The sequence below is a fragment of the Actinomadura madurae genome (genome assembly GCF_047130825.1).
Classification (GTDB): Bacteria; Actinomycetota; Actinomycetes; order Streptosporangiales; family Streptosporangiaceae; genus Spirillospora; species Spirillospora madurae.
Window position 1 is genome coordinate 3,565,502 of sequence record NZ_CP083237.1, and the last position, 12,368, is coordinate 3,577,869.

Annotated in this window: 11 protein-coding genes; 2 read left to right on the forward strand and 9 right to left on the reverse strand. The window is 70.9% G+C overall.

Going from position 1 to position 12,368, the window contains the following annotated elements; all coding sequences use genetic code 11:
* Positions 1 to 643: 643 nt before the first annotated feature.
* The 8 genes from K8Z49_RS16100 to K8Z49_RS16135 all read right to left on the reverse strand — a co-directional run bounded on the left by K8Z49_RS16100 (position 644) and on the right by K8Z49_RS16135 (position 8,983).
* The gene (locus tag K8Z49_RS16100; RefSeq protein WP_412519467.1) at positions 644 to 1,441 is read right to left on the reverse strand and encodes a MaoC/PaaZ C-terminal domain-containing protein; all 798 of its coding nucleotides are present in this window, start codon (positions 1,439 to 1,441) and stop codon (positions 644 to 646) included.
* Positions 1,438 to 2,598, reverse strand: a complete 1,161-nt coding sequence (locus K8Z49_RS16105; RefSeq protein WP_111829883.1) for an acyl-CoA dehydrogenase family protein — start codon at positions 2,596 to 2,598, stop codon at positions 1,438 to 1,440. The genes K8Z49_RS16100 and K8Z49_RS16105 overlap by 4 nt, the downstream gene beginning before the upstream one ends.
* Positions 2,595 to 3,332: an enoyl-CoA hydratase/isomerase family protein gene (locus K8Z49_RS16110; RefSeq protein ID WP_111829884.1), complete on the reverse strand. Its 738-nt coding sequence runs from the start codon at positions 3,330 to 3,332 to the stop codon at positions 2,595 to 2,597. The genes K8Z49_RS16105 and K8Z49_RS16110 overlap by 4 nt, the downstream gene beginning before the upstream one ends.
* Complete coding sequence (locus K8Z49_RS16115; RefSeq protein ID WP_412519470.1) at positions 3,329 to 4,732, reverse strand: amidase; 1,404 nt, start codon at positions 4,730 to 4,732, stop codon at positions 3,329 to 3,331. The genes K8Z49_RS16110 and K8Z49_RS16115 overlap by 4 nt, the downstream gene beginning before the upstream one ends.
* Positions 4,725 to 5,483, reverse strand: coding sequence for an SDR family NAD(P)-dependent oxidoreductase (locus K8Z49_RS16120; RefSeq protein WP_111829886.1), 759 nt, complete (start codon positions 5,481 to 5,483; stop codon positions 4,725 to 4,727). Before K8Z49_RS16120 ends, K8Z49_RS16115 begins: the two co-directional genes overlap by 8 nt.
* 37 nt (positions 5,484 to 5,520) lie before the next feature.
* Complete coding sequence (locus K8Z49_RS16125) at positions 5,521 to 6,534, reverse strand: LLM class flavin-dependent oxidoreductase (RefSeq protein ID WP_111829887.1); 1,014 nt, start codon at positions 6,532 to 6,534, stop codon at positions 5,521 to 5,523.
* A 2-nt stretch (positions 6,535 to 6,536) separates the two neighbouring features.
* Positions 6,537 to 7,292 carry an alpha/beta fold hydrolase gene (locus K8Z49_RS16130; RefSeq protein WP_412519473.1) on the reverse strand — a complete coding sequence of 252 codons (756 nt, stop codon included), beginning with the start codon at positions 7,290 to 7,292 and terminating at the stop codon, positions 6,537 to 6,539.
* Positions 7,293 to 7,363: 71 nt separating this feature from the next.
* Positions 7,364 to 8,983, reverse strand: a complete 1,620-nt coding sequence (locus K8Z49_RS16135) for an AMP-binding protein (protein WP_075022573.1) — start codon at positions 8,981 to 8,983, stop codon at positions 7,364 to 7,366.
* Positions 8,984 to 9,219: 236 nt separating this feature from the next.
* On the opposite strand from K8Z49_RS16135, the gene K8Z49_RS16140 reads away from it, so the two are divergent.
* Entirely contained in the window at positions 9,220 to 9,858 is a 639-nt protein-coding gene (locus K8Z49_RS16140) for a TetR/AcrR family transcriptional regulator (protein WP_075022572.1), read from the forward strand.
* A gap of 343 nt (positions 9,859 to 10,201) precedes the next feature.
* Positions 10,202 to 11,527, forward strand: a complete 1,326-nt coding sequence (locus tag K8Z49_RS16145) for an MFS transporter (protein WP_075022571.1) — start codon at positions 10,202 to 10,204, stop codon at positions 11,525 to 11,527.
* A gap of 142 nt (positions 11,528 to 11,669) precedes the next feature.
* On the opposite strand, the gene K8Z49_RS16150 is transcribed toward K8Z49_RS16145, so the two are convergent.
* Positions 11,670 to 12,293, reverse strand: a complete 624-nt coding sequence (locus K8Z49_RS16150) for a TetR/AcrR family transcriptional regulator (protein ID WP_177287786.1) — start codon at positions 12,291 to 12,293, stop codon at positions 11,670 to 11,672.
* Between the last annotated feature and the right edge of the window lie 75 nt (positions 12,294 to 12,368).

Genomic DNA, 12,368 nt, shown 5'->3' on the forward strand with positions numbered 1-12,368 from the left:
ACCCGATGGCTTGAGGATGGCGGCGGCCGGAACCTGTCAACGGCGCCCTACGGGCGTCACTTCGTGATGGCTTCGCCACCCTTGACAGAACCCGTCCGCCGCTAGGTACGGGTCTCGACGGGTCGGGGGAAGGAAGGTGGGGAAGAACAGCGGCTACGCCGCACGCCTACGGGCACCACAGAGACCGCCGAGCGCGCGGCAACAAGCCACGAACACAAGATCCGGAGTATGTACGGAATGATCTTGAGTGGCGGAGCGGTGGTCGGATGATCTCGCCCAGGTCATCGGTGGTGGGGCAGGTCGAAGCGGAACCGATCTTCTAATCCGACGGTCGCGGGTTCGAATCCTGCCGGGCGCGCCCCTTCAACCAGGCCATCCGGGCTCTGACCAGGCCCCGGAATACCCCGATGCCTCTCCACGGCAGTTGCCGATCATGCCAACACACCCTTGATGGCGCTGGTTGGCGACGTCCCGTTGCCGGTCTATGCACATAGCGTAAACACGCAACATCGGCTCGACACCGCGCCCAGCCCGTTCGCCCGCCTCGGGAGCATGGACGCCCGCGTTCAACCACAGCACGCGTTCGACGGGGACCTCGCTGTGTTCACATCACGCCGGCGCTCGGCTCATTTCGAGGCTCGGGCTAGGTGAAGCGGGCGTAGCCGCTGTTGAGTACTGGCTTTTCGTTGACCAGGGCGGCGAAGGTCACTGTTCTCTTTTCCGGGACGGTCGCGGAGAGGCGAAGGACGGCGCCGGGGCGGACGGGGGCGGCGAAGCGGGCCCGCAGTTCGGTGAGGTCGCAGGGGTGGGCGTCCGCTGCGGCGGCGACGGTTCGGGCGGCTATGCCCAGCGTGCACAGCCCGTGCAGGATCGGCCCGTCGAAGCCGGATTCGGCGGCCACATCCGGGTCGATGTGGACTGGGTGGAGGTCGCCGGTCAGCCGGTACAGGGCCGCCAGCGACTCGCTGGTCGGATGGTCGGCGTGCCAGTCGCCCGGCGTGGTGGTGCGTGGTATGGACGGGCCGCGTTCGCCTCCGAAGCCGCCGTGGCCGGGTAGAAAGATCGAGTACGTCGCGGTGAACTGCGGGCACCGTGTTTCGACTTCGATGATCGCGGCCGTTCCCTTGTCCCACACGGCGGCGATGCGGCCGGTCAGGTCGAGGGTTCCGGCCGGTGGGAGGGGTTGGCGGACCTCCAGGCTCTGGGCGGCGTGGAGGGAGCGGAGGGGATCGTAGGCGCCCAGCGCGCCCGCGGCCTCGACCGTCCACAGGCCGAGGGCCAGGCCGTAGGTCGGCAGGACGCGCAAATCGCGCTCGTAGACCAGGTCCAGGTCGCCGGCGCGTGCGCCGACGCTCAGGGCGTAGAGGATCGCGTCCCGTTCGGTGTAGGCGATGGTGCGGGTGCCGAGGTCGTGTCCGGCCAGGTCGGGGACGGCGATCATCGGAAGGCCGCCATTCCGGTGATGGCCTGGCCGAGCACCAGGGTGTGCACCTCGGTGGTCCCTTCGTAGGTGGAGACGGACTCCAGGTTGGTCATGTGCCGGATGACCGGGTATTCGAGGGAGATGCCGTTGGCGCCCAGGAGCCCGCGGGCCTCGCGTGCCACGTGCAGCGCCTGCCGGACGTTGTCCAGTTTCCCGAAGCTGACCTGTTCCGGTGTGAGGCGCCCCGCGTCCTTCAACCCGCCCAGATGCAGGGCCAGCAGGTGCGCCCTGTTCACCCGGACGAGCATGTCCGCGAGCTTGTGCTGGGTGAGCTGGAAGCCGGCGATGGGCTTGCCGAACTGCTCGCGGTGCAGCACATAGTCCAGCGCGGTCTCGAAGCAGGAGCGGGCCGCGCCGACCGCGCCGAACAGGATGCCGAACCTGGCCTCGTTCAGGCAGGACAGCGGTCCGCGCAGGCCGTGCGCGCCGGGCAGCATCGCCGCCTGGGGCACCCGGACCTCGTCGAGGGTGAGTTCGGCGGTCACCGAGGCCCGCAGGGACAGCTTTCCCTCGATCGGGCTCGCGGCGAATCCGGGGGTGGCGGTGTCCACCAGGAAGCCCCGTATCCCGTCGTCGGTCCGTGCCCAGATGACGGCCACGTCCGCGAGGGAGCCGTTGGTGATCCACATCTTGGTGCCGTTGAGGATCCAGTCGGAGCCGTCGCGCCGGGCGGTGGTGCGCATCCCGCCCGGGTCGCTGCCCGAATCAGGTTCGGTCAGCCCGAAGCAGCCGATCAGCTCGCCGGTCGCCATGCCGGGCAGCCAGCGCTCCTTCTGCTCGGCCGAGCCGTAGCGGTGGATCGGGAACATCGCCAGCGACCCCTGCACCGAGACGAAGCTGCGCAGTCCGCTGTCTCCCGCCTCCAGTTCCAGGCAGGCCAGGCCGTAGGCGAGGGCGCTGCTCCCGGCGCACCCGTAACCGTCCAGGTGCATGCCGAGGAGGCCGAGCGCGCCGAGCTCCTTCGCCAGCTCCCGCGGGAACTCGCCGCGTTCGAACCAGCCTCCGGCGTGGGGTGCGACGCGCTCGTGGACGAACCGGCGGACCGTCTCCTGGATCATGCGCTCCTCGTCGCCGAGGGACATCTCCACGTCCAGGAAGTCTGCGGGGTTGATCATTTTTGCTCCAATCTGTCCTTGGCCGCCGCGACGGCACGGCGGCGGGTGTCCGAGCCGAGCAGGTCGAGCCGGACGCGGTGCCAGTGCTCGGCGTCGAATGCTCCGAGGTCCAGGTCGGCCAGCAGCCGCCTGGTCGCCGCGAACGAGGCCGAGGGACCCGGCACGATCCCGGTGGCGATCTCCTCGGCTCGTGCGGCGGCCGCGCCGGGTTGGGCCACCTCGCTGACCAGGCCCGCCGCCTGGGCCGAGCGTGCGGTGAAGCGCTCGCCGAGCAGGACCAGGCGGGTGACCGTGTCGCGCGGGAGGGTCCGGTGCAGGCGGGCGATCGTGCGCGGGTTGTAGAGGAGCCCGAGCTTGACCGCGGGTATCTGCAGGAAGGCGTCCGATGCCGCCACGCGCAGGTCGCAGGCCAGTGCGAGCTCGACCGCGGCTCCGACGCACGGGCCTTCGAGCGCCGCCAGTACGGGGAACGGGGCCGTCCGGATGAGGTGGACCGTTCCGGACAGGTCGTCGTCGTAGGCGAGATCGTCCGGTGTACCGGAGAGGTCGTGCAGGTCGGCGCCCGCGCTGAAGGCGCCGCCCTCGCCGGTGAGGACCATCCCGCCGCAGTCGTCCGCCGATGCGAGGACTCTCCGCAGTTCGGCCAGCATCAGGCGGGAGAGGGCGTTGCGCCGTTCCGGTGCGGCCAGCCGCACACTCCACAGCGGGCCGTCACGGCGCACGTCGATGGTCATCGGTCCGTGCCCGCGGCGGTCGGCGACCAGCGACGCCGTAGCGGCTCACGGTCGAAGGCCACCGCGTCCTCGATGTCCTCGGCGACGTCCAGCAGCAGGTGCTCGGCCCGCGGCGCGGCAACGAGCTGGACGCCCACGGGCAGGCCGCTCGCGGTAGTGCCGCAGGGCAGGCTGAGGGCCGGTACGCCCGCGACGTTGAACGGCACGGCGAACGGAAAGGCGCCCCACAGTGAGGACACGGGCTGTCCATCGATTCGCCTCGGGCGCTCTCCCAGCGGGAAGGCCGGAACGGCGGTCGCTGGGGTGACGAGGATGTCGAACGACTCGAACAGGGCCTCGACCCGCGCACGGTAGCGGGGCAGGGCCCGGCGTGCGGCGTCCACCTCGGCGGCGGGCAGGTGGCGGGCGGCACGCAGCGTGCTCAGCTGATATCCGGTGATCAGGTCGGGCGACTCGACGAGGAGGTGCCTGCGCTCGCGGTCCTCGTCGTCCAGGACGAGAGGACCGAAGATCTCCTGCCAGCCTCCGACGGGCGCGTCGTGCTCCTCGACCCGGTGTCCCTGCTCGGCGAGGAGCATGGCGATCTCCTTGACGAGGGCGGCCACGCCGGGGGCCACCGGGCGGTCCTCGGGACGCGGGCACCAGGCGACGCGCAGCTCGGTCGGCACCTTGCGACGCGGGTAGCCGGAGTCGGCGAGGACTCCGAGCATCACCCGGGCGTCGTCGACGTACCGGGCCAGCGGCCCGGGCGAGGCGAACTCGGTCATCGCGCGGAAGCCGCCTTCGTCGGGGCACAGGCCCCAGGTCGGCTTGACGCCGACGAGCCCGCAGAACGCGGCGGGAATGCGGACGGAGCCGCCGCCGTCCGACCCGACCGCCACGGCGGCCATGCCGGCGGCGACGGAGGCGGCGGCGCCGCCGCTGGAGCCGCCAGCGGTGCGGTCCGGGTCCCAGGGGTTGCCCGTGGCGGGGCCGAGCAGGTTGTCGGTGGTCGCGGACTGCCCGAACTCGGCGGTGTTGGTCTTTCCGGTGAAGACGCCGCCTGCCGCGCGGAGCCTGCGGACGACGCCCGAGTCGCTCTCGGCGATCTCTCCGCGGTGCACCAGCGAGCCCAGCGTGGTCTCCACGCCCCGGAGGTGGAAGGCGTCCTTGATCGATACCGGCACTCCGAGCAGGGGTGCGCGCCGGGGATCCCACTCTCCGCGCCGGTACGTCTCGGTGGCCTGCCACGCCTGCTCACGGGCGAGGTCGCCGGTCACGGTGAGGTAGGCGTGCAGGTACGGGTCGAGCCGGCCGATGCGCTCCAGGACCTCGGCGGTGAGCTCGGACGGTGAGAGGGTGCCGTCGGCGAAGGCCCTGGTGAGCGCGCGGACGGGAAGCTCCAGGGGATGCTCAGGCATGGGGGGCCACCCCGCCGCTGATCCCGTAGACCTCGCCGGTGATGTACCCCGCCTCCGGCCCGGCCAGGAACGACACGAGCGCCGCCACGTCGTCCGGGCGGCCGACCCTGCCCACCCGCGATCGTTCCTCGGCGTAGCCGTCGAAGAAGTCGTCGGGGTAGATCTTGCGGAGGAAGTCGTTGTAGATCAGGCCGGGGGCGATCGCGTTGATCCGGATTCCGTGCCGGCCGTTCTCCGCCGCCGCCACGCGCGTCAGCGCCAGTACTCCGGCCTTCGCGGCCGAGTAGGCGGCTCCGTGCTCGACGCTGGTCTCCCAGGCGGCGATCGAGCTGATGTTGACCACCGCGCCCGCCCCGGACTCGATCATGTGGGGCAGCGCGTACCGCATCGCGTAGAAGGTGCCGTTGAGGTCCACGTCCAGGCAGCGCCGCCAGGTCTCCCCCGACATCCGCGCCACCGGCTCGATCTTGCTCCAGCCCGCGTTGTTGACCAGGACGTTCAGGCCGCCGCGCGCGGCCACCACATCGTCCATGACCCGTTCGACCGCCTGTTCATCGGTGACGTCGAGGCGCCGGGCGAGGAACGGGCGGCCGTGCCGGGCCTCCAGCCCGGCCGCCAGCTCCTCGGCGCGGCGTTCGTGCGCGTCGGTGATCACGACGTCGAACCCGTCGGCGGCCAGCCGGCGCGCCACCGCGCTGCCGATGCCCGCCCCCGCGGCGGCGGTGACCACCGCCACCTGACGACCGTCCATCTCCAGTGTCCGCCTTTCTCAGGAAGGGAGGGTTCGCTCAGCCCGCGGCGACGGCGGGGATGATCCGCTCGGCGAGCTGCGCGATGTGCCGCCTGCGTCCGCCGGACAGCAGCGCGAAGGTGATCCGGTCGATGTCGAGCGCGGCCAGTTCCCGCAGTCGCTCGACGCACGTCCGCTCGTCGCCGACCAGGGCGACGGAGCGGACGAAGTCGTCGCTGACGACCTTCTTGTGGCCGGCGTGCCGGGACAGGTGGTCGACCAGGTGGTAGCCCCGGCTGGCGGCGGCGAACTCGGGCCGGAACCTCTCCCAGGCGGGGGGCATGCTCTTCCAGACGTCCATGGTGGCGGCCTGACTGGTGGCCCACGCCCGCACCGCGCTCAGTGCCCGCTCCTCGTCCTCGTCCACGCTCATCGTGACGATCAGGTCGATCAGCAGCTCGGAGCGGTCCCGCCCGGCCTTCGCCAAGCCTTCACGGATGAAGTCCAGCTGCCATGCGCAGAATTCGAGGTCGGCCGCGCCCATCAGGATCGCGCCGTCGCATGCCTCCCCCGCCAGACGCAGCATGCCCGGCTGGGAGACGGCCAGGTAGATGGGAATCTGGTGGTGGGCGGCGGCGATCTGCACCTCGGTTCCGTACAGCTGCGCCGGTTCTCCCGAGAACAGGGCGCGGAACTCGGCGATCCCCTGCCGCAGATCGCCGAGCTTGGACGGCCGCCCGCCCGCGCCCAGCACCGCCGACCAGCCGGCGCCCAGGCCCAGCATGGCGTGCCCGCCCGACAGCTCGTCCAGCGCGACCGTCGCGTTGGCGGTGACGGTCGGGTGCCGGGTGACCAGGTTGGTCACCGCCGACCCGATGTGCATCCGCTCGGTGGCCAGCGCCGCCAGGTTCATCGCGGCGTACACGTCCTTCATGCCGAGTTGGAAGTCGATGAACCACATCGCTTCGAACCCGTGTCCCTCGGCCTGCAGGGCCAGTTCGGTGACGTTGGCCAGCGGCTCGCGCGGGCTGACGCCCATCGACAGTCCCCAACGGTTCATCGTGCGGGTCATGATCAGCTCATCCCTTCCAGGGCTTCGCGGACGGCGGCGGTGACGGCGTCCGGGCGGTCGATGTTCATCAGGTGGCCCGCACCGGAGATCTCGCGATACTCGGCCTGCGGCAGCGCCGTGAGGATGATGTCGGCGGCCTTGCGGGGGCAGAAGGTGTCGTACTCGCCGCCGATCACCGTGACCGGGCAGCGGATACCGGCCAGCGCGGGGGTCAGCGGACGATCGTGCAGTGCGGCCATCGCGGCGGCCGCGTTGGCGTAGCCGACTCCGTCACCGATGGCGGCCACCCTGGCGGCGCCGACCGCCTCGGCGTTGGAGGACGGGTCGTGCAGACCCGCCTCAGAGTCCTCGCGAAGAGCCTGAGCGAGGCGGGCCCGGTCACCGGCGCGCCCGATCCGCTCGGCGTAGAAGCCGGCGGCCGCGCGTCCGACCTTGGTGGAAGCGCCGAGCGCGATGACTCCGGTGACCAGACGGCGGTCCCGTGCGGCCGCGGCGAGCGCGATCGTGCCCCCGAGGGAGAAGCCGACGACCGGGGCCGGACCGGTCACCCGGGCGAGGAACTCCAGAAGGTCGTCGCGCAGTTGCTCCGGCGTGCCGTCGGGAGCACCGAGCGTGGTACCGCCGTGGCCGCGCAGGTCGTAGGCGTAGGTCCGGTAGCCGGCCAGTGCCTCCTGCTGTGGACGCCAGGTGAGGTGGTCCTCGGCCAGGCCGTGCGCCATCAGCACCGGCGACCCCTGGCCCGAGACCCGGTAGCGCACATCGATGTCCCTGAGACGAGTGGTCTCGGTTCTTGGAATGGTCCCGGTTCCCTGAGAGTTCCCGCTCGTGCTCATGTCGGCTCCTTCGCCATGCGCTCACGGAGATCGGCCTTGCGGATCTTGCCGGCGGCGGTCCTCGGCATCCCGTCGACCAGGCGCAGCCGTTCCGGCCACAGCCGGCGCGGGACGCCCCGTTCGTCCAGCCAGTGCAGGAAGGCGTCGAGCGTCGGCGGCTCGCCGGCGGGCTCCACCACCGCGCAGATGCGTTCGCCGAGCCGCGCGTCCGGCGTTCCGATCACGGCCACCGCACGGACGGCGGGATGCTCCGACAGCGCGTTCTCCAGCGGGATCGGGGAGATGTTCACGCCGCCTCGGATAATCAGGTCCTTCAGGCGGCCGGTGAGGTGTAGATATCCGTCCCCGTCGAGCCGGGCGAGGTCGCCGGTGCGGAAGAAGCCGTCCTCGGTGATCAGCTCGTGGTACATCTCGGGCTGCCCCGCGTATCCCGTGAACACCCCCGGCCCGCGCATGGCCAGCTCGCCTTCGGCGCCCGGCGCCGCCCACGCCCCGGTGTCGTCCAGTATCCGCAGCTCCAGCTCGGGAAGCCCGGTCCCGGCCGTACCGGTGATCCGTTCCGGCGGATCGCCGGGAAGGCAGGTGGTCACGCCGCCTTCGGTCATGCCCCACAGCACCGTGACGAACGTTCCGGGCGCCTGCGCGGCCGCCTCCTCCAGCAGTGCGGGAGGCACCGGGGCGCCACCGCAGAGGAACGTCCGCAGGCCCGCCATTTTCGGGCCCTTCCATGGCAGGTCCATCAGGTCCTTCAGAAAGGGCGTGGCGGCGGCGGTGAAGGCGCAGCCGTGACGATCGATCACCCGGAGCGCCCGCTCGGGATCCCAGCGCTCTTGGAGGACGAGTTCGGCCCCGGTGAACAACGACAGCCGGGCACCGTGCCAGGCGCCGACGCTGTGCCCCAGTGGCGAGGCCATGAAGATGGGCGTCGCGGAGGTCAGCCCGAAGCGCTCGGCGAAGCCGATATTGACCGCGGCGAGGGTGTCCTCGGTGTGCGCCACGGCCTTCGGACGCCCGGTGGTGCTGGAGGTGAACATCAGCTGCGCGAGCCCGGCGGCGTGGGGCGGTGATGCCGGGGGCCCGGCACCGCTCGCGACGTCGCGAAGGACCATCGCCGGCTCCGGTGCCGACCCGGCGTCGGCGTCGACCGTCACGGCCGTCACGACGTGGGCGCTCTCGGCGGCGACGCGCAGGGCGACGCCGTCGTCGGTGCCGCCGGAGTAGGTGCGGTCGGTGACCAGGGCGCGCGCCGCGACCAGGTCGGCCACGTAGCGCAGCGTCCCGGGGTCGGTCGTGACGGGGATGGTCGCCGGGACCGCGCCCAGCCGCAGGCAGCCGAGGAAGATCACCTGCCAGGCCACCGCGTTCGGCAAGCACTGGACGACGACGTCCCCGCGGCCCACTCCGCGGCTGGCCAGCAGGCCGGCGAACCGGCCGGCGGCGTGCCAGAGGCCGGCCCTGGTCAGCACCGCGCCGCGATCATCGCGCACGCTGATCGCCTCCGGGTCGGCCTCCACCTGGCGCCTGAAGCGGGCGACGAGCGCCTCGCCCGGCCACCAGCCTTGGCGGCGATACCGGTCCGCCCGATCGTGCGGGGCCGGCTCAGGGAGGGTGGTCATGGGGCCTCCTCGCTGGTCAGGGTGACAGCCACCCGTTACCGTCCCCATCGTCACGGACGCTTCACGAGATCGTCAAGATAGCGACATCGCTTTTTTTATATGACGACGTCGCTTTCACGAGTGATCGGCGGTAGCATGAGCCGCGGCGCGTGGCGTCCTCCCCACGTCTCGCGCACGCCGGAAACACCCCACGACACAGGCGGTCCCGCGGCGGTCCGCCGACGAGGAGGCGCGCGGTGGCAGCGGTCCCGACCACCCCGAAAGGCATCCGCACGCGAACGCAGATCCTGGCGGCCGCACGGCGGGTGTTCGCCCGATCCGGCTACGTGAACGCCACCATGAGCGCGATCGCCGAGGAGTCGGGGCTGTCGCTGGGCGGTCTCTACCGCTACTTCGGCAACAAGGAGGACGTGTTCGAGTCGCTGATCGGCGACATACACGACGAGCTGTACCAGGCCAGCGGCCGCACCGCCCATGACTTCCGCACGGACGCCTATGCCGCCCTGCTCGACGCCAACCGCGGGTATCTGGAGCACTACCACGCCAACCGGGACGTGATGCGAGCGCTGATCGAGGCGGCCAACGTCGACGCGCGTTTCCGGGACGTGTGGTTCCGGATGAGGGAGCGGCACGTCGACCGATTCGTCACCGCGCTCGCCGAGCACCACGGGATCGACACTGTCGGCGGACAGTCCGCCCGACTGATGGCCGAGGCGGCGGCCTGCATGGTCGAACAGTCGGCCTATGTCTGGTACGCGCACGAGAAGCTGCGCGCGCAGACCGTTCCCCTCGCCGATGCGGCGGTCATCGTCACCCAGGCATGGCACAACCTGTTCTTCGCCGACGCCCCGGAATTCGCGCCGGCCGGCGACTGACCCGGATTCATCGCTCCCCGGTGCCGCGAGCCCATGGCACCGGGGCTTTCGCATGCCCTGACGGGGCGGGACCAGGCACAACGCCGCACAGCAAAAAGCGATGCCACTTTTAAAAAAAAGCGACATCACTCTTGACTGTGATGCAGGGCACGCCCAGCATGGGCACATCCGAACGCCTCACACTCGATCCGCGAGGTGCCCCATGGCGACACCTGACCCATCCATCACGTCAGACGGAACCGGAACCGACCCTGTGCGCGCGACGCGGCCGCCGCGCTCAGCGGTTTCGGGCACTGGTGATCTACCAGCGCCCGCCACGGCGCAGAATCCCGGTGAAGGAGGGGTGCCGGACGGCGAGCAGGTCTCGGCCGAGCGCGGGCGCCGGGCGATGCTCGGGGCGTGGTTCGGATTCTTCGTCGACCTGTTCGACATCTACCTGCCGATCGTCACGCTCGCCCCGGCGATCGCCTACTTCGTCTCGCCCGACCTCGGCACCGGCGGCAAGGCGATCGTCAATGGAGCGATCTTCGCCGCCACGCTGCTGGGACGGCCGATCGGCGCGGCCGTCTTCGGCCGCATCGCCGACACCCTGGGCCGCCGCCGAGCGACGATCATGGCGATGAGCGGGGCGGCGGTGTCCACGCTCCTGATCGCGTTGCTGCCCGGCTTCCATCAGGTCGGCATCGTCAGCGTCGTGGCGTTCGTGGTGATCCGCTTCGTGGGCGGCATCTTCCTGGGCGGTGAGTACACGGGCGCCAACCCCCTGGCCATGGAGGCGACGCCCCCGCACAAGCGCGGGCTTTATAGCGGCATCATCAACACCGGCTTCCCACTCGCCTACGCGGCCATCTCCCTGATCACCTTGTTCCTGCTGCTGCTGATGCCGGCGCAGGACCTCGACTCGGCCTACGTCCAGTGGGGCTGGCGGATCCCGTTCGTGATCGGCGCCGTGCTCACCGTCCTGCTGGTCTTGTACTTCCGGCGCTCGGTGGACGAGTCGGAGGTCTTCGCCTCGGCAGAACGGGCGAAGAGCCCGATCAAGGAACTGTTCGCGCGCGGCAACCGCTCCCGCTTCATCCAGGTGTTCGTGCTCATGAGCGGTTTCTGGCTGTCGATGCAGCCGGTCACAGCGGTGCTGCCGTCCCTGCTCGGCCCCGACGGAATCGGGCTGACCAGCCGGGAGACGACCCTGCTCCTGGTGGTCGCCTACCTGCTCCTGGCCTGCGTGGAGCCCCCGGCCGCGGCGCTTTCCCAGCGCATCGGGCGACGTCGCTACCTGACCTGGTCCGGTATGGCGATGATCGTCATCGCCACGCCGGCCCTGTTCGCCGTGGTCCGCTTCGGGCCCACCAGCACCCCTGCGGCCGCCGCCGGGACGATCGTGGTGATCCTCGTCGCGATCTGCCCGTGGGCGGTGCTGCCCGCCTACATCAACGAGCGGTTCCCGACCTCGGTCAGAGCCTCCGGCTACGGTCTCGCCTACAGCCTGGCCGTGGTCCTGCCCTCCTTCTACGCCTTCTACCAGGCTGGACTGGGCAACCTCATGCCCTTCGACTACACCGGGACCATCCTCCTGCTGGTCGGCGCGCTCCTCGTCCTCGGATCGGCACTCGCCGGCCCGGAGACCACGCAGGTCGACCTGCACGAATCCACACTGAGCTCCCGCTAAGGAGTTCCCGGAGCGGAGCCGATCTCGGCTATCAGCTACAGCGGCACCAGGCGACCGGCGAGCGAGGGGCCCCGGTCGCCTGGAGCGCACTTGCTCGATCCAAGTCACCCAGGCACGAAACCGCGAGCACACCCCTCGTAGCTCATCGATCTCGCTCACGGAGCCGTGCGCGGTCCACCGCGGCGCGGGCCGCGTCCACGGGCATCCCGAGCAGCAGCAGGTGAGTGAACGCGACGTCGGCGGCGTCGCCGTCCCAGGTCTCGTCGAGTCCGGCGGACAAGAACGTCAGCGCGACGTTCTCCAGGACCCGCGACAGCACACCCGGATCGAGGCGATTGGTGAAGATCCCGCGCTGCTGCCCGCGGCCGATCAGGTGGGCGACGGCCGTGTTGAACGGCTCCATCGCCGCCGTCACCGCGTCGGCGGCGCCGCGCCGGGCCAGCTCGATCACCGGGGCGAACCGGCGCGCTTCGCTCCAGGTGCGCAGTACCATCCCGGCCAGCTCCGTGCCAGGGTCGGCGGCCTCGACGTCGATCGCACCCAGCCGGGAGACGAACTCCTCGGCGCCCACCTGCACCAGGGCCGCGACCAGATCGCGCCGAGTCGGGAAGTGCCCGTACAGGGTGCGCCGCACCATCCCGGCCGCGGCGGCGATGTCGTCCATGCTCGCGTCCGGGTCGGCGGCCAGCACCTCCCGCGCGGCGCTCAGAATCGACAGACGGTTCCGACTCCGCGCCGTCAGCGTTCGCACCGTCCCAGCAGCCACCCGCTCCCCCTCCAAAGATGCCTACAGCTCCATAATCCCGTTCCAGCCCGCGGGCTGGCCGCCGCAGGCCCGCCC